The 23,753-nt window shown below is 36.7% G+C and carries 20 protein-coding genes and 1 tRNA gene; 10 read left to right on the top strand and 11 right to left on the bottom strand.

What is annotated here, in order from left to right:
- Positions 1 to 11 precede the first annotated feature (11 nt).
- From ACFILD_RS06005 to ACFILD_RS05990, 4 genes are all read right to left on the bottom strand, one after another.
- Positions 12 to 404, bottom strand: coding sequence for an MliC family protein (locus tag ACFILD_RS06005; RefSeq protein WP_273790145.1), 393 nt, complete (start codon positions 402 to 404; stop codon positions 12 to 14).
- A gap of 17 nt (positions 405 to 421) precedes the next feature.
- Positions 422 to 817, bottom strand: a complete 396-nt coding sequence (locus ACFILD_RS06000) for an MliC family protein (protein WP_273790144.1) — start codon at positions 815 to 817, stop codon at positions 422 to 424.
- Between the two features lie 416 nt (positions 818 to 1,233).
- Positions 1,234 to 2,367 (bottom strand): 3-dehydroquinate synthase, encoded by a 1,134-nt coding sequence (gene aroB, locus ACFILD_RS05995; protein ID WP_273790143.1) that lies wholly within the window; start codon positions 2,365 to 2,367, stop codon positions 1,234 to 1,236.
- Positions 2,342 to 2,974, bottom strand: a complete 633-nt coding sequence (locus ACFILD_RS05990) for a shikimate kinase (protein ID WP_375630735.1) — start codon at positions 2,972 to 2,974, stop codon at positions 2,342 to 2,344. The genes aroB and ACFILD_RS05990 overlap by 26 nt, the downstream gene beginning before the upstream one ends.
- 260 nt (positions 2,975 to 3,234) lie before the next feature.
- On the opposite strand from ACFILD_RS05990, the gene ACFILD_RS05985 reads away from it, so the two are divergent.
- From ACFILD_RS05985 to ACFILD_RS05975, 3 genes are all read left to right on the top strand, one after another.
- Positions 3,235 to 4,173 carry a site-specific tyrosine recombinase XerD gene (locus tag ACFILD_RS05985; protein WP_273790142.1) on the top strand — a complete coding sequence of 313 codons (939 nt, stop codon included), beginning with the start codon at positions 3,235 to 3,237 and terminating at the stop codon, positions 4,171 to 4,173.
- Positions 4,174 to 4,251: 78 nt separating this feature from the next.
- A complete protein-coding gene (locus ACFILD_RS05980; protein WP_375664889.1) occupies positions 4,252 to 5,208 on the top strand; it encodes an acetyl-CoA carboxylase carboxyltransferase subunit alpha in 957 nt (318 codons plus the stop codon).
- A 39-nt stretch (positions 5,209 to 5,247) separates the two neighbouring features.
- Entirely contained in the window at positions 5,248 to 5,997 is a 750-nt protein-coding gene (locus tag ACFILD_RS05975; RefSeq protein ID WP_273790140.1) for a murein L,D-transpeptidase family protein, read from the top strand.
- 1,579 nt (positions 5,998 to 7,576) lie between these two features.
- Here the strand turns inward: ACFILD_RS05975 and ACFILD_RS05970 are convergent.
- The 3 genes from ACFILD_RS05970 to ACFILD_RS05960 all read right to left on the bottom strand — a co-directional run bounded on the left by ACFILD_RS05970 (position 7,577) and on the right by ACFILD_RS05960 (position 11,642).
- Positions 7,577 to 8,638 carry a CobW family GTP-binding protein gene (locus ACFILD_RS05970; protein ID WP_375659807.1) on the bottom strand — a complete coding sequence of 354 codons (1,062 nt, stop codon included), beginning with the start codon at positions 8,636 to 8,638 and terminating at the stop codon, positions 7,577 to 7,579.
- 406 nt (positions 8,639 to 9,044) lie between these two features.
- Positions 9,045 to 10,142 carry a D-alanyl-D-alanine carboxypeptidase family protein gene (locus tag ACFILD_RS05965; RefSeq protein ID WP_375664887.1) on the bottom strand — a complete coding sequence of 366 codons (1,098 nt, stop codon included), beginning with the start codon at positions 10,140 to 10,142 and terminating at the stop codon, positions 9,045 to 9,047.
- A gap of 693 nt (positions 10,143 to 10,835) precedes the next feature.
- Positions 10,836 to 11,642 (bottom strand): 1-acyl-sn-glycerol-3-phosphate acyltransferase, encoded by an 807-nt coding sequence (locus ACFILD_RS05960; RefSeq protein WP_273790137.1) that lies wholly within the window; start codon positions 11,640 to 11,642, stop codon positions 10,836 to 10,838.
- Positions 11,643 to 11,770: 128 nt separating this feature from the next.
- Between ACFILD_RS05960 and thiD the strand changes: the two genes are divergently transcribed.
- Entirely contained in the window at positions 11,771 to 12,625 is an 855-nt protein-coding gene (thiD, locus tag ACFILD_RS05955; RefSeq protein ID WP_375630667.1) for a bifunctional hydroxymethylpyrimidine kinase/phosphomethylpyrimidine kinase, read from the top strand.
- 1,982 nt (positions 12,626 to 14,607) lie between these two features.
- Here thiD and ACFILD_RS05950 read toward each other — a convergent pair.
- From ACFILD_RS05950 to ACFILD_RS05935, 4 genes are all read right to left on the bottom strand, one after another.
- Complete coding sequence (locus tag ACFILD_RS05950) at positions 14,608 to 14,760, bottom strand: GNAT family N-acetyltransferase (RefSeq protein WP_375664886.1); 153 nt, start codon at positions 14,758 to 14,760, stop codon at positions 14,608 to 14,610.
- 16 nt (positions 14,761 to 14,776) lie between these two features.
- On the bottom strand, positions 14,777 to 14,959 hold the full coding sequence (locus tag ACFILD_RS05945; RefSeq protein ID WP_375630671.1) for a hypothetical protein: 183 nt from the start codon (positions 14,957 to 14,959) through the stop codon (positions 14,777 to 14,779).
- Between the two features lie 109 nt (positions 14,960 to 15,068).
- On the bottom strand, positions 15,069 to 15,293 hold the full coding sequence (locus tag ACFILD_RS05940) for a hypothetical protein (RefSeq protein ID WP_375664885.1): 225 nt from the start codon (positions 15,291 to 15,293) through the stop codon (positions 15,069 to 15,071).
- A gap of 276 nt (positions 15,294 to 15,569) precedes the next feature.
- Positions 15,570 to 15,644 (bottom strand) — tRNA-Gly (locus ACFILD_RS05935).
- A gap of 186 nt (positions 15,645 to 15,830) precedes the next feature.
- Here ACFILD_RS05935 and ACFILD_RS05930 point away from each other — a divergent pair.
- The 6 genes from ACFILD_RS05930 (at position 15,831) to ACFILD_RS05905 (ending at position 23,751) form a co-directional block, all read left to right on the top strand.
- A complete protein-coding gene (locus tag ACFILD_RS05930) occupies positions 15,831 to 16,808 on the top strand; it encodes an ABC transporter substrate-binding protein (protein WP_273790096.1) in 978 nt (325 codons plus the stop codon).
- 64 nt (positions 16,809 to 16,872) lie between these two features.
- Positions 16,873 to 17,769, top strand: a complete 897-nt coding sequence (locus ACFILD_RS05925; RefSeq protein ID WP_273790095.1) for an ABC transporter permease — start codon at positions 16,873 to 16,875, stop codon at positions 17,767 to 17,769.
- Positions 17,762 to 18,556: an ABC transporter ATP-binding protein gene (locus ACFILD_RS05920; protein WP_375628574.1), complete on the top strand. Its 795-nt coding sequence runs from the start codon at positions 17,762 to 17,764 to the stop codon at positions 18,554 to 18,556. The genes ACFILD_RS05925 and ACFILD_RS05920 overlap by 8 nt, the downstream gene beginning before the upstream one ends.
- A 4-nt stretch (positions 18,557 to 18,560) precedes the next feature.
- On the top strand, positions 18,561 to 19,601 hold the full coding sequence (holA, locus tag ACFILD_RS05915; protein WP_375664884.1) for a DNA polymerase III subunit delta: 1,041 nt from the start codon (positions 18,561 to 18,563) through the stop codon (positions 19,599 to 19,601).
- Between the two features lie 1,955 nt (positions 19,602 to 21,556).
- The gene (locus ACFILD_RS05910; protein ID WP_375618338.1) at positions 21,557 to 22,486 is read left to right on the top strand and encodes a prephenate/arogenate dehydrogenase family protein; all 930 of its coding nucleotides are present in this window, start codon (positions 21,557 to 21,559) and stop codon (positions 22,484 to 22,486) included.
- Between the two features lie 410 nt (positions 22,487 to 22,896).
- A complete protein-coding gene (locus ACFILD_RS05905) occupies positions 22,897 to 23,751 on the top strand; it encodes a YihY/virulence factor BrkB family protein (protein ID WP_375664883.1) in 855 nt (284 codons plus the stop codon).
- Positions 23,752 to 23,753 lie beyond the last annotated feature (2 nt).

Here is a 23,753-nt window from a genome sequence, read left to right as displayed (position 1 = left end):
AAGAACCTTCCTTATTCTGTGCTTTTTTCTTCTACACAGTGGATGGGCTTTTCTTCTTTTGGATCATTAATAAGATCGTAAAATATGGCTTCATTTTTAGTTATCCACCAAATGTATTGACCACCCACATATTTTCCTCCAGAAGCGGCAATTACATTAGAACCAACGATGCGCTTACCGTTCCATTTTAAATCAACAAGCGCAATATTGCCAGCATTATGATAAGTTGCTTCAACATGCTCTTTGCTTGTTCCCATATCGCATTGATAGGAGACGGTCTCTGTTGTTGGTTCTGGATCATCTGGTACTTTAATGACTAAAGAACTTGCTAATGCATTAATTGAACCGAGGAGGAACACACTTAAAGTAATGAAAAATTGTTTAGTAAAAGAAATTTTTTTCATAATATTTCCCGTGTTATTTAAAATAATAATGTTGACTCATCTTTACAGAGGATAGGTTTTTTTTCTTCTGGATCCTGAGCAAGGTCATAAAGCGTGACTTCTTTGTTCTTCTCCCACCAGATATACTGAGCTCCTGCAAATTTTGCTCCTGTCGCAGCGATGACATTAGCAGCAATGACACGATCACCGTTCCATTTGAAATCAACCAACGAAATATTATCAGCATTAAGATAGACTGCCTCAACGCGCTCTTTACCTGTTTCAGTATCACACTGATAGGTAATGATCTCTGTTTTGGGCTCTGGATTGTCTGGTACTTCAATGATTAAAGAACCAGCTAAGCTATTGTTTGAGCTGAAGAGTGATAAACTTAAAGCGGTGAAAAATCCTAAAATGTGCAAAGTTTTTTTCATGATGCTTCCCTATATTCCTAATATTGTGCACAAAGAATAATTTGACTGATACGATGGTGTCTACGGCAGGATTCGAACCTGCGACCCCAGGATTCATACCACTTCGATTTTCACCGCCAGCCTTATCGGCTGTTTGTGGTCTGGACTGTCTCTTCACCTTGAAGCTTTTGCTCTTTAGGTGCTGCCCGTTCAGTCTCTACACCTTTCTCTCATTTGAAGAGAGACTTGGCTCGGGATTGGCATATAGTCGCCCATGAAGCTTTCCCCGAATTTGAGCAGATTCACTTTGAGGATTTCTCCTCAAAGTGCCCAATTTCTTTAGGAATCCTGTGCTCTATCCTACTGAGCTACGCAGACATCATCATATTTAATCTTTAATAGAAGTATAAAAACGAATCAATTATATTCAATATGAATTAACGAATTTCTGTTAATTTTTGTTCCAAAAAAGATAAAACTGCATCTGGTGAAACATTTTTTGCAATAAATGATTGGCCAAGTCCGCGCGTTAAGATGAAGGTCAAATTATTTTGTAAAACTTTTTTATCTTGGGCAATGAGAGTCATTAAAGTTTCAGCATCTGGTAGACACCCTGGGATATCCTTTAATTGTGTAGGTAATCCTATTGCTTTAAGGTGTGCTTCAACGCGTTGTGTAAGCGTGGGGCTTATTAAATTTAATTGAGCAGAAAATTGATGCGCTAGAATCATTCCAATTGCTACAGCTTCACCGTGAATTAAACGCTTTGAGTCATAAGCGGTTGCTGTTTCAAGCATGTGTCCAAATGTATGGCCGAGATTTAAGAGTGCGCGCTCTCCTGTTTCGTGTTCGTCACGTGCTACAATGGCAGCTTTAAATTGGCATGAGCGGACAATGGCTTCTGTTCGCATAGGGCCATTAGAAAAGACTTCTTGTCCATTTTTTTCAAGCCATTCAAAAAAATCAGGCTGGTTAATGAGTCCATATTTGACCATTTCCGCGTAACCAGCACGAAATTCACGCAGTGATAGGGTATCAAGGACACAGGTGTCAGCAATAACGCATTGCGGTTGAAAAAAAGCACCAATAAGATTTTTGCCATATCGGCTGTTGATGCCCGTTTTTCCACCAACAGAGGAATCAATTTGTGCAAGAAGCGTTGTGGGCATTTGAATGAAGTTCATACCACGGCGGATTATACTTGCCGCAAATCCTGCTAGATCGCCAATGACACCACCGCCAAAAGCAATAACACAGTCGCCTCTTTCTAAACGCGCAGCAAGAATTTGATCGATGACAACTTGCAGGGTTGAAAATGATTTTGATTGTTCTCCCGCTTCTACAATAATAGGGACAGTATGAATTTTATTTTTTGTTAATTCTGCTTGCAATATCTCCAAATGAAGGGAAGCAACATTTGTATCTGTAACAAGTGCAAAGCGCGTTGGATAAGGATCTTTTTTGTTAAGAGCATGTTTAATCTGTGAAGCAGCTTGTGTAATCAGACCCGGACCAATGATGATATCGTAACAGTGTTTGTCCAGTTTAACAGTGACGGTTTTGGTTTGCATGCTGGTTATCCCTATTGTTAATTTCTGTGTATAGGTAGTGCTGTACGGATCGTATAACATTTTGTGCTACGGTATGACGGCTTTCTTTATGACTGTTAATTGTTAAGTTTGCCTTTTCATAGATAGGATAACGCTGTTCCATGAGTTTTTGCATGGTTTCTTTAGGATTGGCTGTTTTAAGCAGGGGACGTGTCGGGTGCTTTGAGACACGTTGCATGAGGATATCAAGATCGACTTTTAGCCATATAGATATACCATTTTTTTGAATGGCTTTTCGGATATTTTCATTTATGTAGGCACCACCACCTGTTGCTAAAATAAGGGGACTTTTTTTCATGAGGTTTAGAATAACACGCTGTTCAAGAGCACGAAATTCGGATTCACCATAAATTTCAAAGAGTTCCGTGATTGTCATTTGTGCAGCTTTTTCAATTTCTTGGTCAGAATCATAAAAGGGTAAACGAAGCATGGTGGCGACGCGTTTTCCGATCACTGATTTGCCTGCCCCCATAAGGCCAACAAGGACAAGTGCTCTTTTATCAAGGGACGATAAGAGCTGATTCTTTATTTGTGTTATGGGGATTCGTTTTGGTCGATTGCTTTTCATAACTTTATTTCGGCATTTATCCATCTTAAAGTCAATTCCTGTTAATCTTTGTGAGGCATTATACGAGATAGAATATTTTTGGGTAGGTTATTGTCTTATGCCAACATTGACTAGATTTTTGATGATTCTTTTCATTTTGTTTTCTGTTCTTTTCATTATAATGGGTGCTCTTGTGGTTTGGGTTGAACCAGTAACTGTGGATATGTACATTGATGTTCCCTTGGATTCATGGAATCTTTCTACGGAAGTGAATCAATGAAATGAAAAGTGGTGCTGTGATAGATCATTTTCTTGAGATGATGAGCGCGGAGAGAGGGGCTTCACCTCATACACTTGCGGCTTATCAGCATGATTTGCAGTGGGCACAAGACGAATTGTCTTCACACTCTGTTTCGCTTTTTTCAGCACAAAAAGAAGATTTAATTACCCTTTTGTCGCTTATGCATACTTTTGGTTTTGCGGCATCATCGCAAGCGCGCCGTTTATCGACTTTGCGTCAGTTTTATCAATTTCTTTATGCTGAAGGGTTGAGAGCAGATGATCCCTCTCATGATATTGATGCACCTCGTCAGGGGCGTCCTTTGCCCAAAATCATGAGTGAAGATGCAGTGATAAAATTGCTTGATTTGGCACAGTTAGAAGTCAATCAAGCAGATTATGGGTCCAAAGAGTATTTCCGTGCACTGCGTCTTCAGCTATTGATTGAAATGCTGTATGCAACGGGATTACGCATCAGTGAGTTGGTGAGTCTGCCGGTTCAGTCTGTTCGAAGGAAGGAGTACAGCGTTTTGGTTCGTGGTAAGGGCAAAAAAGAACGAATGGTGCTGTTATCAAAAAAAGCATGCCAAGTTCTTTCACAGTGGTTAAACTTGCGTGATCAGGGAAAGGGTGCTACGAGTTCTTATCTTTTTCCCGCGCATTCCGAGACAGGATATATTGCTCGTCAAGTCGTTGCGCGGGAGTTGAAAAATCTCGCTAGAAGAGCAGGAATAGAAAGTGATAGCTTTTCTCCCCATGTGTTGCGTCATGCTTTTGCTAGTCATCTTTTGCAAAATGGTGCTGATTTGCGTGCCGTTCAACATTTGTTAGGTCACTCTGATATTGCTACTACTCAGATTTATACCCATGTGTTGGAAGAGGGACTTTATCGTTTAGTCAATGAGCATCATCCACTTGCCGATGAGCAAAAGGCTCGTTAAAGAAAAGGTGATGTTTTTGAAAAAGACTTTATAAAGCAAATTATAAGTGTATAAGTGACACTGAATGAGTTGACACAAATGTATAATTATCTTGATTTTGAAAAACCAGTTGCTGATCTTGATGGGAAAATTCTTGAATTAAAAAAAATTTCTCAGGAAAAAGGCAGTCTTAATATGAGCGATGAGATTGCTCGCCTTGAAACGCGTTCCCAAACAGCGTTGCGCGATATTTATAAAAAATTATCGCCGTGGCAAAAAACACAAGTCGCTCGTCATCCTGATCGTCCCCATTTTATGGACTATTCTAAACGCCTATTGAGTGACGTTACGCCTTTGGCCGGAGATCGCAAGTTTGCTGAAGATGAGGCTATTCAAGCGGGGTTTGCACGCTTTAAAGGTGAGGCCGTTGCTTATATCGGTCAAGAGAAAGGTTATGACACGCAAACACGTTTGCGCTATAATTTTGGTTCTGCACGTCCAGAAGGCTATCGTAAAGCTGTACGTATTATGGAAATGGCTGATCGTTTTGGTTTGCCACTTCTCACTTTTGTTGATACGGCAGGCGCTTATCCTGGTGTGAGTGCTGAAGAACGGGGGCAGGCAGAAGCAATTGCCCAATCAACAGCTACAACTTTGCGTTTGAAAATTCCTGTAGTTTCCGTTGTTATTGGAGAAGGCGGTTCTGGAGGGGCGATAGCAATCGCGGCTGCCAATAAAGTTTATATGTTGGAGCACGCAATTTATTCTGTTATTTCACCAGAAGGAGCAGCTTCTATTTTATGGCGTGATCCAGCTCGTGCGAAAGATGCTGCAATGAATATGCGTATTACCGCTCAAGATTTGTATCGCTTAAAGATTATTGATGGCATTATTTCGGAACCTTTAGGGGGAGCACATCGTGGCAAAGAGATTGCCATTGATGCAACGGGTGATGTTATTTCAGAGGCTTTAAAAGCTATGGCTGGAAAAGATGGGGAAGCCCTTAAACAAGAGCGAAGGGAAAAATATCTTCAAATTGGTCGATCTCTAACATAGGTTATTTTTGTGAGGGGTGTTGGATTGGAGTTTTATTCGATGACATTTAGCAGATTCCTTGCTGTGTGCATGTTGTTTGTAATGGGAATATTGACGGCATGTGAAGGAAGATTACCAGCTTCTATTCGTGCTAAGGTTGAGCAGCCGTTGCCGCAAGAAATCCAGAATAGAATGGCTTTGTACGATATTGATCCTTATGCACCAATTGTAATGCGATTTTTCAAGGAAGAAAATCTTGCTGAAGTTTGGAAGCAATCTCGTTCAGGACCTTTTATCTTGGTTGCTCGCTATGGTATTTGCAAATGGTCTGGTAAGCTTGGACCTAAATATAAAGAAGGGGATCTTCAGACACCAGAGGGTTTTTATACTATTAGCGCAAACCAAATGAATCCTTATTCAAAATATTATCTTTCTTTTAATATAGGATTTCCTAACCTTTATGATCAAGAAAATGGTCGCACAGGAAGCAATCTTATGGTGCATGGTTCTTGCTTTTCCGCAGGTTGTTATTCTATGAGTGATAAGAACATGGCTCAGATTTATGCGTTTGCACGGGATGCTTTTAAAGGAGGACAAAGAGAGTTTCAGTTACAGGCTTTTCCTTTCCGCATGACCGAGGATAATATGTCACGTCATAGCAAGGATCCTCATTATCAATTCTGGGTTATGCTTAAGAAAGGTTATGATTTTTTTGAAAAAAATCGTCAACCTCCAACTGTTGAGGTTTATGGAAAACGTTACGTTTTTAATCGCGATATTGATAAAACTTCAGTTTCTCGAATGCCGTGAGTGTTATTGTATTCTATTGCACTGTAACACTATCACTTAATAATGGCGATACAGGATATGCAAAAACTTTGCACATAAGGTGTTTAAGTGAGTAGTCAATATTTTAAAGCGCAGAGTTTTTTCATAGAGCCTTATGTAAGTAAATCAGATGAGGTGGGAAGCCAAGAGGAATTTTCTCAAAGAAGTTGGATTGTTTGCACATCGGCACTGGTGTCAATCTTCGTTTTTAGTGAAGAGTAAGTTAACATAAAATGCACCTCTCTTTTTATTTCTTTCAAAGAGTTTTATTCTTTTATGCTGTAAAATATTGTCTTGTCGTGCTGTTATATAAGATACATTCACATATTTTAAAATGCGATATTGCCTCTGTCTGATTTTGGTTTTTTTCTTAACAGGGATTTTGATTTCAATTAGCTTGAATAAATATAGAGTTGAGCAGAATATTTTAGAACCAAGAATTTGGCCAATCTGTCTGTGAAATGAATCACATGAAGTGGTTTGCAGATGAAGCGCATTTAGAGAGAAAACAATCTGTTTACAGATTGATGGATATTGAAAATTTTTATCATAACAATTTGATTTATAATGATAGTTTATAATTTTTCAGTTTGAATTAGGGACTAAATATCATAAGATCCTTTTATCTTAAAATTTGTTTATGGTGAATCAATCGAAACCATTTTTTGCACGCCATAAAATTGGATTGGCATGTGAATAAAATTTTTAAAGAAAGGAGTACAGATAGTTCTCATGAGTACTCTAAAGTGCCAAGTTTTTTCAAAACATTTTTAACTGGCAAAAGTATGAGGCGATCAGTTTACATATTTATAGAGTAAAGATGGAGAATGGGCCTTATACATTTCATGGAGAATTTTGTATTATATTATTTATGGGTAGCGTCTTGAAATAGGAATAATGCGTATTGAGAGACGGTGTTTTTAAACGAGTGCGTGAATTCGTGATACAATGGTATTCTATTTTGTGTGAGGGCGACGATTTTACAGATAAGGGTAATATGTTAGCGCTGGAGTGTTTTAATAGATAGTCATTTTCCGGCATGTGATTTTGTAAGAGAGCTAAAAAGTTTCAATTGTGGTAGTCTATGGGGATTTTGCCGCTCAGTGAAAAGGTACGAATAATTTTATGAGAGGCATTATTGTGCAGAAAGCATTGTTAAAAATGTGTATTTTCTTATTTTTTATTCCATTATGTTAATAAACTTGAATAGAAATATTTATGAAAGTTTTTTATAAATTTATAACATATTGATTATAAAGATAATTTAGTGTTATTCAAGTTAAATTAGAACCCTGAATACCGTAAGATTCCACATTTCAAAGCTGTTGCATGTTGAATAAATTAAAACCATTTGCTTGCACATTACAAGCGAGGATTGCTGCGTGGGTGAAATTGTACAAGAAAGACTAAAATGCTTTTTACAAACCGTTTCAAGTGCCAAAAGCTATTTCAACATTGGGAATTAGCAAAGTGTGTAATGATGTGCCGGTTTGCTCCTTTAAAAACATAAAGATGGTGGTGTCAATGAATTTAATGCTATATCATTGAAGAGGAGAAAAAATTAAAATTTTATTCCTGGAATGACCAGAGGATTTTCTAAGAGAGCTGTTTTGTCTGCAGTATCTATTGCTGGTTTATTAAAAAAAGCATTGAGGAGTTTTTGTATAGCTTCTTTTTCAACACCATCGGCAATGATGACGAAACGTGTTTGTTTTATTCCTTTTGGCCATGCTGGCAATCTTATGGGAGGGTGAAAAAATGTTTGTACGCCATGTAATACGAGTGGGCGATAAGGGTCATCACGCAATGCGATAATTGCTTTAATACGTAATAATTTTGTACCATAACGCTCTTGTAGGAGATCTAAAAAGGCTTCAATTGTGGCGTAATCAACAGGACCCTCACAGTTTAGTGAAAAGGTACGAATGGTTTTATGGGGGGTATGATCATGCGGGGTAGTCGTAAGATTTTGTTTAAGTTTTGTATTTTCTACTTTTTCAGCCCATAATGTGTTATTTATTAATAGATTTGAACAGAAATCTTCAGAATGGGCGTCAATGATTTGTGCTGTAGGATTCATTGTTTTAAGTGTGCTAAGGAGTGTATCTGAAAGCGTTTGTGGGTCTCTAAGATCTGTTTTGGTGAGAATGATTTTATCAGCAAATATTAATTGTTTATATATTTCAGGATAGCGCTCACATATGGAAAGCGGGCTTAATGTATCAAATGTTGCAAGAACAGCATTTATGGACAATGTTTGAATAAACAACGGGTGGCTTAAAAGTATTTGTAAAATAGGGGCGGGATCAGCCATCCCTGTGGTTTCAATGATAATATGATGGAGTTGTTTGATCTGTCCTGTCTGAACGCGATTTATTAAATCAATTAATGTGTCGATGAGATCACTGCGTAAATTGCAGCATAAGCAGCCATTGGCAAGCTCAATAATTCCTTCTGTCGTTTTTTCAACCAGAAGGTGGTCAATACTGATTTCGCCGAATTCATTGATGATAACAGCACATTCTGTTAAAAGAGGGTCTTGTAGCATACGGTTGAGCAAAGTTGTTTTGCCAGAGCCTAAAAAACCTGTAATAAGCGTGAGGGGGATGCGCTTTATTTTCATGTTAATCATCAATCATAGTTTTGTTTTTAAAAAATATATCTCAGTATGTCTAACCAATTTATAATGGTGTCCGTGAGGGATATAATGGTTAATCCCCCATGAAATCCATTGTACCACTATCTTTACGCTTATAAAGGTAGGTGCACGTGGGTATATCATACACTTTTTAGCGTCAATGTTACGATAATTCTTAGTTCTTGAAAGGACTTATAGGAAGAATTTTTATTCTTTGTTTTAATTATTTTATCTACATGTTCATCCACCTTGTGGTGGCAAGAAACTGGTTTTTATTGCTTCAACAAATACAGATTTGAAATGAGAGAATCTTACAATACTTGTGGTTCTGACATAAGGTACAAAATAATTAATTATCATTATAAATCAAAGTATTATAATTAATTTTAGATTATGATTTATGACTTTTTATAGAATGGTTTGCGTGCCTTTTATACGGAATATAGGGTTTTCTTAGTGGTTTTACTGTCATTTTAGGTGTTTGTGGCGTACGAATGAGATGTACTAATAAAGGATGAGAAAAAGAAGGTGGAGCAGTGATAAAAGGTGAGGTGAGAATAATATTTCCTTGATCATCATATGAATTTGCATGCATTTTTATGGCTTCAGGTGTGCATGTTTGTTGTCTCATATTGTTGGCTTGTGTTATGTTGCTCCCATAAGGTTTTAATGTTGCTAGTGTTAATTGGGGGGTTCCTTGGTGCAAAAATCCTGTTTCAAGAAGTTGTGCAGCTTTTTCTTCTCTTTCACTTATGTTGTTAGCACCTAGAATGACAGCAATAATTGTACGTTTATTGCGGGTGGCTGAGGCAACAAGATTAAAACCAGAGGCACAAATAAAGCCTGTTTTCATACCGTCTATCCCATAAAAACGGCCAATGAGGTTGTTTGAGTTATGTTGGATTTTTCGATTATTACCAAAATCAATGGCTGGAATAGAAAAATAATGAGCATATTGTGGAAATTCTCGACGTATTTGAACGGCTAAAAGAGCAATATCGCGTGCCGTGGAGTAGTTTTGAGGATCTGGTAAACCACTTGCGTTCGCAAAATGGGTGCCAAACATGCCTAAACGTTTAGCTTCGCTATTCATTTTACGTACAAAATCTTTCTGTGAACCCGCAATAGCTTCACTCATGGCAATGGCTAAATCATTGGTAGATTTAACCATGGTAATACTTAAGGCTGTATCAAGTGTGAGTACAGAACCAGCTTTATAGCCTGAACGATATGAGGGAGCTTTTGCGGCGTATTCGCTGATGGTGATATGTTTGTTTGGTGAAACTTCCCCTCGGCTCATGGCACGAAAAATAACATAAGCAGTCATTAATTTTGTCAAGGAAGCAGGATACCAACGCTCAAAAGCTTGATTATGTTTTAAGATACGCTTCGTTGTAACATCAACAGAAATAAAAGGCTGCGCTAGAGCAACAGCGCTGGATAAACTCAAAATCACAGAAAAAAATAAATTATAGAAGAGACGTTGCATTAATTTAAATCTAGTTCCCTCTTATTCGTTATTTAGAATTGTTTTAATGTAGCACACAAAGCTTTTAAGTCTAGGATAGGAAGGAAAGATGGTTAATTGCTGTATCCGTTGTGTATGTGGGATAAAAAACAACACTCATTTTTATTTTCCCCTTGAATTTGGTTTGATGACTTAAGTATCTCAAGAAATACTTTTTAAATAATGAAGATTGTACAAGATTTCAGATTCTTGGGGGATTGATGTTTCTCAGGAAGGAACGAATCTGCATAATCATACATTTTTCTTGCTTTCCTATTAGGACAGCCCTTGGTATTTGAGATGGTTCGTAAAAAGTATTTTAATCTTTTCTTGTATCGTTTTATTCACACGAGGTATCCCCGTTTGTAATGTGCAAGAAAATAATTCTAATTGATTCAACCTAGAGTAGATTTGAAATGAGAAAATCTTACGGTATTCAGGGTTCTCATTCAAGTTGAATAACGCTAAAATATCCTTATAAATCAATGAGATGTATGTTATTTAAATGATTTTAAAGAGAGGAAGAATTCTTTTTCAAAAAAATTTACACATTGATTATTTCTTATCATGTACATGTGTTTTATAATTTTGAATTAGAAAGTTTGAAGTATCTTTCTTATATTTTTGTTCCCTATACTCCGCTCAATATACAAAGTGATGCATTATTCTTATCAATCAGTGCATTGTTTCATGATGATTTAGTTTTTGAAGTTTCTGAACAGCGTATGGTGGCATAGGAGGAGGGGTAGGATCTTGAGCTGCTAAGAGAAGCAGTTCATCACACGCTTTTTCAGTTTTTTGGACAAGTTGATCTAGAAAATCACGTTTGCTTAAACCAGCCTCTATCGGGGGAAGAATACGGACACGAATTGTTCCAGGATAGCGGCGAAAATTATTGCGTGGCCAATATAAACCCGCATTATGTGCAATAGGAACAACTTGAAGTCCTAATTCATTATAGAGCGCGACAATTCCTGACTTATAATCTGGTTCTTGACCGGGTTGTCGGCGTGTTCCTTCGGGAAAAATCAAGATTTGGCGCCCTTGTTTTACTTTCTCTTTTGCTTTTTGTATAATCATTTTTAAGGCTTTGATGGGTGTTGTGCGGTTAATGGGGATAATTTGCGTTTTTGCCATATACCAGCCAAACAATGGAATCCACATCAATTCACGTTTTAAAATGAGAGTGGGATCATCAAAATAGGGAACAAGACTGAAAGTTTCCCAAGCCGATTGATGCTTTGGAGCAATGATGTAGGGTCCTTTGGGAAGATTTTCTAAACCTTCAATCTCATAACTTGTGCCTGCGATGTATTTTTGCAAAAAGAGTGTAACGCGTGCCCATGTTTTAGGGACAATCCATGCCTTTTTGCGGGGCATTAAAAAATAAACGGGAGCGTAAAGAATCATTTGTATGAAAGTTGTTGTATAAAAAGCGAACGTAAAAAGAATAGAACGAAGGATAAGCACTACATTTTCCATTTTATATCTATAAGAAGACTTCATATATAATATAATTCACATGAGAAAACATCTTCTTTATATTTTTTCAAGCATCTATTTTTCGGTAACTCATTTTCCGATATTTAAAAACAGAAGGAAAGAGGTTGATGGAATTACAAAAAGATAAACTTTTTATTCCACGGATTTTATCTATTGCGGGAACAGATCCTTCTGGTGGCGCTGGAATGCAGGCGGATTTGAAGGTTTTTTCAGCTATGAAAACTTATGGTATGAGTGTGGTTACAGCTGTTGTTGCACAAAATACTCAGGGTGTGCGTTCTTTTCAGGCATTAGATGCTTCTTTTGTTGCAGATCAAATTGATTCTGTTTTTGAGGATATCCATGTTGATGCTGTTAAAATTGGTATGGTTGCAAATGCTCAGATTGCACAGGTTATTGGAGAACGTCTTGCTTATCATAAAGCGCGTTTCATTGTTTTTGATCCGGTTATGGTTGCAAAAAGTGGTGATGTTCTTTTAAAGTCTGATGCAATTGAAATTATGCGTGATGTTCTTGTGCCGATGTCAACTTTGATCACGCCAAATTTGCCTGAAGCTGCATTGTTATTGGGATGTGAAGTGCAATGGTCTTTAGAGACTATGTATCAATATGCTCCACGACTTTTGGCGCTAGGGTGTCGTGCAGTTTTGTTAAAAGGGGGACATTTGAATACGCTTACCAGAAATAGTACAGAAAATTACGATTGTTCTAGTCCAGATCTTTATTGTGATTGTGAAAACCTTGTTATACTTGAAGCCTCTCGTCTTTCAACCACTCATGATCATGGGACAGGGTGTACCATTTCTGCTGCCATTGCAGCTCTGTTACCTACCCAACCTTTGGATTGCGCTGTTAAACAAGCAAAAGATTATTTGCATGGCGCTTTAACTGCCTCAGATGCTTTAAAAGTAGGGAAAGGGCGAGGGCCGCTTCATCATTTTTATGCATTATGGAAAGATTAATACAACGATTGATAGTGAAAAATCTTCACTCTATGAATTTGTTTCGTCATTATATGCTGTTTTGGACTTATGACTGATAAGTGTTAGCGCATTGTAGCTTAACAGTTATTTTGTATTAAGAAGGATGAGAAAAAAATGTTATAATTTGTTTCTTTTATATATTTTTTACGATTAATCTATCCTGTTTCAGAGGCAATTTTGAGTATAAAAAAAGAGAGAAAAAGGAATTGTAAAATCAGGATTTGATAGAAAAAAGGATAGAGGGAAAGACCAATATTAAAGCTGGCTGATCCCACTATATTTGCTGTTTCTTATATTGGTGGCAAAACAGGATGAGCCAAAATCGTTATCAAAATTATTGAAGATATCTAACATTTACAGAGTTTTTTGTCGGTATGGATAGGGTTTTCTAAATAGAAATTGATACTTTCTGATGGAATTATTGGCGTTTCAGATGAGTAGCCATGAGGAGTTTCAACATTTAATACAGCAAGATCTAGAAACTTTCACGCACTTAGAGCGGGTTTTAAGGTTTTTATATTTATAGTGATTAAATTTTAGCGAGAAGATAGTCGATCGTACAATCGGAGTTTCAATAGACCTGTAGCGTATGGTTTAATCTTTTCAAAATTGAATTTTTATTCTGTTGTTTAGCAGATGTTACCATTAAACATTTAAAATGGTCTGATTTTATTGTGCGCTATGACGGTTTCAACACCTTATGTTACCTTATCTTGATTAAAGTTATGTTCCTCATGTAAAATAGAATGCACTTATATTGTTAATTCACATGTTTATTTTAAAGAGATTTCTCTCAAGGTGTGTAACATCCATTTTATAATAATGTTCGTGAATGGTCTAAAGCCTCTATGAAGTGTATAAAACTATTATGCTTCCCATTTTTACGTTTTCAAGGTGAAAGGGGTCCTCCCCCTATACTATTTTAGCTCCCAATGTTGCGATAATCTTTGGTATTTCAGAGCGTTCAGAAGAAGAGTTTTTATTCCTTTCTTCAAGTGAATTTTATCGATACGTCAATTTTGCCTGTTATGCGTGAGCAGATGATTGTGAGTGATTTTAATGTATAGAGATTTGAAATGAGATAGTCCTATGATATTTGAGACGCTTGCTCAATATGAATAATGATAAATTATCTTTATAAATCAAGTTATTAATTTATTTTTGTGTTGAAGATTATTCTGGATAAGAATTTGTTCAAGCAAGAGGATTACCAAATGATGTCCACGCTGTTTGCACAAGTACAAGGGAAAATTTCTTTTGTCTTTCAAATGATGTGCCAGAAATCCCAAAAACTTAATTCACTCTACATAATAGGTGAAAATAGTTTATTTCGTGTAAAAATAATACAATTAGCGTGAGAGATTTCTCATCATCAACTGTGATATAAAAAAGAAACAATACACATAAAGGACCTTTAAATGATCTTTGAAAGTTTTTTTAAGCTCCTTTGGTTATTTTATAAAGCGAAAATTTTTTCTATTAATTAACTAACAGACTAACCATCTAACAAACTATGATGCAACTGTCGTTCTAAATATTTGCTTTCGAGTTCTTCATAATTATCAGTAACAAACAGTAGATTATTGATCATATAAAAAATTTACACTTATTCAACTTAGATTTGTGATAGATATCTTTATTTAAGACAAAGTAAGAAAATAAGAAAATTTGAGTGAGTCATTTAAAACAATTATATTTGTAATGATTTTAGCTTTTCACTATCAGTAGTAAAGGGAATTGGCCAAGCTTCCTTGGTTGTATCGATTGCTTGATCATATTTGAGCTCTGCTGAAAATAATAAATTCTTTTAGTTGATGAGCAAAAAAGAATTCATCACTCAATGATCATGTGTTTATTGGAATAAATTTTAAATTCACCAAAGTTTGTAAAGCCCAATTTTTTATAAATGCCAATTCCCTCGTGAGAGGCTTGCATACCAATAACATGACATTTCTTTCTTTTTAAATGCTCAATACAATTTTTGTCATGAATGACCCAACACCTCTTTTCTGAAAATCTGGATTGGTGACAATATCATACACTCCACCAACTCCATCTGCTTTAATACAAAAACATATTGCTACAGGATTGTTATTTATATAACCAACGAACATCTCTACATCAGAGTCTTTATTTATAACAACGGCCTATTGTTTCATAAAATATAACTGCTTCTTCATCAAAAGGCTCGAAGACTGATGCCATAACATTTCCATAATCTCTAAAATCTTGAAGTGATTCAACTTCCTTGATTTTGAAGTTATCCGGCATAGAAGTAACATGTGAGTCTATATCTTGCGCTAAAGCTGCCATGCCTACCTCTGTTTCAACATGCTCTAAGCTAATAGATAAGAGAACTTCATCAACTTTATAATGAGACGAATGAGGTCCAACCCACCAAGCTAAAGGTAGTTTCTGCGCATTACAAGAAAGCGATTATAGATTTTGCCTGCTCTACAGGTATAGTTTCTTGTAAATTTTTAGCAGAGATAATATTGAATGTATCTGAAGCAAATGTTGAATTAATAGAAGAAACGCCATTTGAAAAATCAACAACCTTTATTTTAGGGCACAATTTTGGTAAAAGACGTACTTTTGAACAAAAATTATTCTCTAATGATAAGTCAATTTTTGATTTGTTTAACATTTGTTTTTCTTGTCATTGCTCATCATTTCTAATTAATCTTTTATACGGGGGCTGTAAAAAAATCCGTCTAAGTTAAAAATTATTATCTTAGATCTAAGCCCCCAATCCAATAGATGCTTCACAAGAAATTACGAATCTTAGAAAAACTTTGAAAAAAGTAAATTGATACAAAACCGAGTGGAAAAATATACAAAACCTGCTGGCAAGCTACATACAGCTACAACAACCGATGACAAGCTATAACTCCACACAAGAACGAATAAATACAAAATTCAATGGAGCGGGCGATGGGATTCGAACCCACGACCCCAACCTTGGCAAGGTTGTGCTCTACCCCTGAGCTACACCCGCTTACCGATTCGATATATGTCTTGTCTGTATGGCGTAGGCTTCTACGAATTGCAACAAAAAAATATCATTTTAGTTTGATTTATTTTGTCCATGTTTAAATAAAATGAAATAAAGATTGATTTTAGAAAATTCTTCAGTAATAAATTATTCCTTTTTTAATTTTTGCATGGAGAGGGGTGGAATATAATGTTGAAGAGAATAAATATATTAGGGATTATCATTGCAACTGTTTTTATGATGAACAGTGTTGCAAAGGCCGATGACCAAGTTAAACACGTTAAAGTTGCAATAACGCAAATTATGGTTCATCCTGCTGCGGATGCTGTTCGTAAAGGTGTAGAAGATGTGCTTGCAGCAAATGGTTATAAGCAAGGTGAAAATTTTCAACTTACCTTTTTATCAGCGCAGGGTAATATTTCAACAGCAACGCAAATTGCACGTAAATTTGTTGGTGATAAACCAGATGTTATTGTAGCAATTACCACGCCTTCAGCACAAACGATGCTTGCGGCAACAAAAACAATTCCTATCGTCTTTGCAGCGATTTCTGATCCTATCGGAGCTAAAATCGTTTCTTCACTTACCAAACCTGGCGGTAATATGACGGGGAGTTCTGATCGTATAGATGTTGCAGAAAGTGTTAGACTTTTACAAGAAGTAAAACCAGATTTGAAAAAAATTGGTTATCTTTATAATGCTTCTGAAGCAAATTCTGTTTCGACACTTAAAACGTTAAAGGATGTAGCAAAAAAAGCTGGAATTGAAATCATTCCCTCATCGGCACCAAAGCCTTCAGATGTGCAGGCAGCAACACGCGCTTTAATCGGTAAGGTCGATATTATTTTTGTTCCTGCTGATAATACGATTTTATCTGTTTTAGAAGGTGCAATAAAGGTCTCAGAGGAAGCCAATATGCCTGTATTTACTGTTGATGCTAATACTATCGGGCGCGGGCCTTTTATGACGCAAGGTGTGAATTTCTATGATGTAGGGGTTGATGCTGGAAAATTGGTCGTGCGTATTCTAAAGGGTGAAAAACCTGGTGATATTGATGTTGTACAGGCGGCTAATAATGACATTCGAATTGATTTGAAAGCAGCCCAAAAAGCAGGGATTGTTATTCCGCAGGCAGTTATTGACCGTGCAACAAAAGTGATTCAATAACTTTTATTGATCAAAGTGTTGATCCTATAAAAATACGTTAAGTTTTCATGGAGATTGTTTTTACATGAATATATTTGCGTTTTCTGGTGCTGTGGAATTAGGCCTTATTTATGCGTTTGTTGCTATAGGGGTTTATCTTTCATTTCGGGTTTTAGATTTTCCTGATTTAACAGTTGATGGATCGTTTCTTCTTGGTTCCTGTGTCTGTGGTGTTTTGATTCTCTTGGGTTTCAATGCATGGACAGCTATGGCATGTGCTTTTTGTGCAGGTATGGTGGCTGGTTTATTAACGGCTATGTTGAATTTGCGTTTTGGCATTTTGAATCTTTTAGCTTCTATTTTAACAATGTCGGCACTTTATACGGTTAATCTTCGTATTATGGGAATTATGGGAGGGTCTAATGTTAATTTAGCTCTTGCTGATACGGCGTTAACGCCCTTTTATAATCTGTTTGGTTTGTCTGATATTTTTGTGCGCCCTCTTTTCGTTGGTATTGTGTTGCTCGTTATGGCGTTTTTGATTTGGCGCTTTTTGGAAAGTGAAATTGGTCTTGCTATGCGTGCAATGGGAGCTAATCCACGCATGGCGACGGCGCAAGGTGTTCATACATCAGCATTGATATATTTTGGAATGGGGCTTTCCAATGCGTGTGTGGCACTTGGTGGTTCTCTTTATATTCAAACTGCGATTGCAACAGATATTACCGGTGGAATTGGAACAATTGTTTTTGGATTGGCAGCCGTGATTATCGGTGAAACTCTCTTTCGTACGCGCAATATTTTTTGGATTATAATCAGCTGTATTGTAGGGTCTGTGCTTTATCGTGTGGCGGTGCAATTTGCATTTGAAGCAAATGGAATTGGTATTGATACGTCGACAGATCTTCAGTTGATTACTTCACTGTTGGTTATTTTAACCCTTATTGTGCCACGCTATTGGAGGAGGCGTAAACGTGATTGAATTTTTTCATGTTGGGGTCACATTTAAACCGCAAACACCTTTGGAAAAACAGGCTTTAATTGATATTAACCTGAAAATTGATCAGGGTAGTTTTGTTACGGTTATTGGTTCAAATGGTGCTGGTAAATCAACTTTGCTCAGTGTTTTAGCGGGTGCAACGCTTCCTTCAACAGGGAAAGTGGTTATCAATGGACAAAATGTTTCTAGGCAATCAGTCAGTGAACGCGCTGGAAAAATTGCTTGTGTTTTTCAAGATTCGTTAGAGGGAAGTTGTGGTTCTTTAACAATTGAAGAAAATTTGGCTCTTGCTGCTCTTCGAGGAAGTCGTCGTGGTTTGCGTGCAGCTTTAAATTATGAGAAACGGCAATTTTTTCGAGAGAAAATTGCTCAATTAGGCATTGGTCTTGAAGCATATATTCATAATCCTATGGATAGTTTATCAGGTGGGCAACGCCAAGCAGTTTGTCTTGTGATGGCAACGTTAGCACATGCGGATGTTTTATTGCTTGATGAACATACCTCAGCGCTTGATCCTGGAATGGCTGATTTTGTGATGCGGTTGACTGAAAAAATCGTTGAAGAGAAAAAATTAACGACTATCATGGTGACTCATTCTATGCGTCAGGCTCTTGATTATGGCGATCGCACCTTGATGTTGCATGGTGGAAAAGTGATTTTGGATGTCTGTCATGAAGAGCGTAAGGGCTTGGATGTCAATGATTTAATTGGCATGTTTCAGAAAGTTCGCGGGGAAGTTCTTGATGATGATGAACTGTTAATGGATTAATAATGTGGCTCAGAAAAAAGCACATGAAGTTGATCAGTTTTTAACGCGTTTTTCACGTGCTTTTCCTATTGTTCTCATTTATGGGCCAGATCGTGGTCTTGTTTGTGAGCGTGCACAATGTTTTGCAAAACTTACACAGGTAGCAATAGAAGATCCATTTTCGACAATTCGTTTGGATGCTGCTGAAATTGATAAAGATCCTGCGCGTTTGGAAAATGAAGCGCGTACGTTATCGCTTTTTGGGGGAGATCGTTTGATATGGATCTCTAATGCGGCTAATCAAAAAGGTTTTCTTGCTGCCTTAAAACTTTTAATTGAGAAGCCACCAGAAGCTTGTTTTATACTCATTGAATCAGGGGATTTAAAAAAAGGAACAGGGTTGCGCAATGCTGTTGAAACGGCATCAAAAGCGATGGCTTTGCCCTGTTTTGCCGATGATATGCGTTCTCTTGACGGTTTGATTGATGAGGTTTTAAGGCAGTTTAAGAAGACTCTTTCTTTAGATGCACGTAGATGGTTGCATGAATGTTTAGGGGCGGATCGCCTTGTATCACGAGGTGAATTAGAAAAGCTTTGTCTTTACGCTGCAAATGTTCATATTACTCTTGAAGATGTGAAAGCTGTTGTAAGCGATGTCAGCGCTCTTTCTCAAGATGAAGTCATTGATGCTCTTTTATTGGGCAATATATCAGGCTTTGAAGTGCATTTTAACCGACATGCAGCAGTGCATGGGGCACTTTTTTTAATTTTGAGTACAGCTCAAAGGCATTTTCAGCAATTACAGCTATTGCGTTATCAGGTAGAGGTTGAAGGAAAATCGCCTTTTACGGTGGTTTCTGAAGCTCGTCCTCCCATTTTTTTTCAACGGAAAAAGATCGTTGAACAAGCTTTAAAATATTGGAAATTAGAACAAATTTCTTATGCAATGGAAAGAATTCAGAGTGCTGTTTTAGACAGTCGTAAAAATCCACTTTTGGGCGAAGCTATCATTCGTCAAGTTTTGTTAGGGCTTACAATTATTGCACGACGCCAGATGGCAGCTTAACAGCCTAGAAATATAATGATTTTTTATTTTTGGTATACCACAGAGGCATTTTCAGCAATTAAAACTGTTATGCTATCAAGTAGAGGTTGGTGGAACTTGTATTTTTGAGGATGCATTTTAGGAGCTTGAAAGCTTGATAGAAATTTTTCTTCAAAAGAAATAGTTTATTTTCAAAAGGCCATTTTGAAACAGTTTTATTATTTTGTTGTATCGTAAAGTACTGTTTTTTAGAGTAGTGATACGAGGCTCATATCAAATTTTATGTATTCGATGTTTTTTTGTGTGGGTATTTGGTGAATATTAGGTTGGTTCATAGAGTCTTAATGGAGTAACACCCCCATGTAAAACAGAGTATCTCAAACAACAGAAGACACTTGTATGGTAGATTCATACGCTTTCTTAGAAATATTTTTTAATGCGCGTCATATCTATTTCGAGGCGGTGTTTATGAATGGTGTAGAAGTAAAGTTCCTTGTGAAGAATATAAAACCCATAGAGCAACTCTATCTTTACGCTTAATAAAAGTGCAAGTCGACACTCATTATATACTTTGCTAGCCTCTAATGTTGCTACAGTTTTTAGCATTAGAAAGCGTTTTTCATCATTTTTTCTCACATGTCTTCTTGTGACGTGTAGAAAAGAGATTTTAATTGATAAGAGGGTTTGTGATGGAAGAATTTTACAGTATTCGAAGTTATGATTCAAATTGAAAAAAATTATTATTTTTATAAATCAATATACTATAGATTAATTGAATCACATAAAATAGTGAGCCAGAGGAATCTTTTAGACAAGAAAATGAACGGTGTGCAGATCTGTATGAATTAAGAATCTTCGTGGGATGAGGAGAAGGTCAAAATAGATTATGATGAAAACGACAGCACCTATGGGGAAACTTTTATGTTTGATACAGAGATGATTATCTTAGCAATGAATGTGTCTCATAAACAAAGCTAGCCATTGTTTATTATTAATAATTTATTATTTTTTATATTGAATCAATCAGAACAATGTCTTTTGCACGTTATAAGTGGGGGCGTGTGGATAAAAACTGTGCAAGAAAGCACTAAAAATGCCTCTTATGAATGCTCTCAAATTCCAAGGTTTTTTGCAACATTGGGGGTAGGAAAATATAATAATAGTGTTTTATTAAGTGTAAAGAGGGTCGTGCTTAATGGATTTATAGTTATAACATTTACGAACATTGTCGTGAGATAGGCTGGGGAGCGAGATGCCTTTTTAAAACAAACGCATGAATTTGTAATCCAAATCTATTCTATTTAGGGCGTTCTATTTTACGCGAGGGGTGTGATTCCATTAAAGGGATGTTCAGTGTTTTTGTTATCAAACTTTTTCTTTATTGAGAGGGCGTGTTTTTCTCATATTTATTTGATTTATGGTATCCGGAATCGGGAGAGGAAAATGTTTTTAATGGTATCTTTTGGTATGCGTTGTTTTACGGTGTTTTCAATATTCGCGAAACTTATGTTGATGTTGTAGGTGGAGTCGTAATACGTTTTTATATAGGTCTAATGTACAAATTAATGAACGTATCGGGATAATTGGAGAAGAGTTAGGGTCTACTTACGCTTTTGATGTGTTTTTTTGTGAGTAAATTAGTAAGATAAAGTAAACTGATGGGATTTTATGTAGAGTCGTTGTTATCCTAATTGAGAGTGCATTTTATTTTGTTTCGGTGATGCACTTTGATCAGTAATTAAGAGGGAGTTTTAGAGCGTGATGTTAGATTTCTCGTCATTCATTTTTTATGTGTTTTCTAGGTAAAGTGATCTGTTGTCAGCTTGCGCAGGTGATAATTGGTAAACTGCGTTATTCTTTATTCCCTAGTTGTCGTTTTTAATGTTTTACGCATAACTCTTGAACAAACAAACAAGAAAATTATGATTTTACAATTGTCTTTATTGCCATTTGCAAAGAATCTTAGAAGGTGAAAGATGCTCCATATTCAGTTTGAAAAAATAGCACTCATTGGGATCGGTCTGATTGGGTCTTCTTTAGCAAGAGTGATTAAAAAGAAAAATCTTGCGGCTCAGATTTCTATTGCAACACGTCGTCCAGAAACCCTGAAAAGAGCGCGTGAATTGGAGCTTGGGGATTTTTATACGACAGATAATGCAAAAGCTGTTGAAGGAGCAGATTTGGTTATTCTTTCTGTTCCTGTTGGAGCTAGTGCAGAAGTGGCAAAAACTATTCGTGATCATTTAAAACTTGGAGCGATTGTGAGTGATGTTGGTTCTACGAAAGCGTTGGTTATTGCGGAAATGGCACCTTTATTGCCAAAAACGGTTCATTTTATTCCAGGGCATCCAATTGCTGGAACGGAATATTCAGGACCGGATGCTGGTTTTGCTGATTTATTTATGAATCGTTGGTGTATTTTAACGCCTTTTGCGGATAGCGATGCTGCTGCTGTCGCACAATTAACAGCGTTTTGGGAAGCTTGTGGTGCGCGTGTCGAAAAGATGGAACCTAAGCATCATGATCTTGTTTTGGCTATTGTTTCACATTTACCCCATTTGATTGCGTATAATACTGTTGGGACAGCGAGTGATTTAGAAAAAGTAACAAATTCGGAAGTGATTGCTTATTCCGCTTCCGGTTTTCGTGATTTTACGCGTTTAGCATCTTCTGATCCCGTTATGTGGCGAGATATTTGTTTGCATAATAAGGATGCTATTTTAGAAATGTTGAGCCGTTTTAGTGAGGGGCTTGCTTTTTTAGAACGGGCAATTCATTTAGGAGATGGTGAGACACTGTTTAACTTTTTTACACGTACGCGTGCTGTACGTCGCAATATTATTGATGCTGGACAGGAAATTGATGCTCCTGATTTTGGACGTCAGAGTGTTTCTAAAAAAGGGTGAATAAAAGCAAGGGGGTTTTGTTGAATTTCGTTGGTTTTTTCTAGAAATCGATAAGAAGTTTTTTCTTTATTCAGTCATAGATTGCAATAAAAAGGAGGGGCGATTGCTCCGATACAGATAATCATGACTTCAAAAGGTTTTATGTGTGCACGATCATCTTGCTTAGCTCTCTATAGGGCATATGATGTACAGAAGAGGTTACTGATCTGTAGAAGTAACAAAAAAATGAGGTCGTTGTAGAACTTCATAGAGTGGGTTATTGTTTTTGTTTTGGTATAAAGTCGGGCTTGACCGTATTGATTATTGACCTTTATATTGCAGCATTGCAAAATGTTTATTTGCAGAGTTTTGATGATTTTTATAAAACTTGAAATAGACTGAGGAAGAGTTTTACCAGAAAGTATTGAGTTTTGTTAAAAAATATCTTTTGGTATAGCTATCGTATTTTGGGTGACGCAGTAAGTCATTATTGGCGTGATAATGGGAGTGCTTTTGCAAGCCATGTTGCGCTATCGGGGCTTTTAGCATTTTTCCCTTTTTTTATTTTTGGAACATCGTTTGCTCGTTTTCTAGGGGCTTTTACCTATACACCGCAAAAAATTAAAGCACTGGTGCAGTTATTGCCTGATGTTATTGCAGAGCCTTTATCTCAGGAAATTGTCAATGTTTTAACCATTCATCGAGGAGGTGTGTTGACGCTTTCTGTCATTGGAGCGGCTTATTTTGCTTCTAATGGGATAGAGGCTTTGCGTACGGCTTTAAATAAAGCTTACCGTGTTACTGATCGACGGAGTTTGTTATTTTGTCGTTTTCAAAGCCTGTTTTTTGTAATCCTTGGAGCTGTTGGTCTTGTTGTGATTAGTTTTTTATTGATTCTGGCGCCTTTGTTGATCAAAATTATGCAAAATCATTCTTTTTTTATGACTGAATATATTGCTGTTATTCGTGTATGGCGTTATACAGTTGCAATCGTTATTTTGTTTATCAGTCTTTTGATTGTTCATAAATGGCTTCCAGCAGGGCGGCGGAAAATTATAGATATTTTACCAGGAATAGTGGTGACAATGTTTATATGGTTTATGGCTTCTATCGCTTTTGCGCAATATTTAGCGATGTTTGATTATATTTCTACCTATGCAGGGTTGGCATCTATTATGGTTGCTATTATTTTTCTCTACATATTGAGTGCAATTTTTATTTTGGGAGGAGAAATAAACGCGGCGATAATGTTTTATCGCAAGGATTTGCAACATTCAGATGAATGAAA

The organism is Bartonella sp. CL162QHHD (assembly GCF_042195435.1).
Taxonomy (GTDB): Bacteria; Pseudomonadota; Alphaproteobacteria; order Rhizobiales; family Rhizobiaceae; genus Bartonella.
This window is presented reverse-complemented; position numbering and strand designations above follow the sequence as displayed.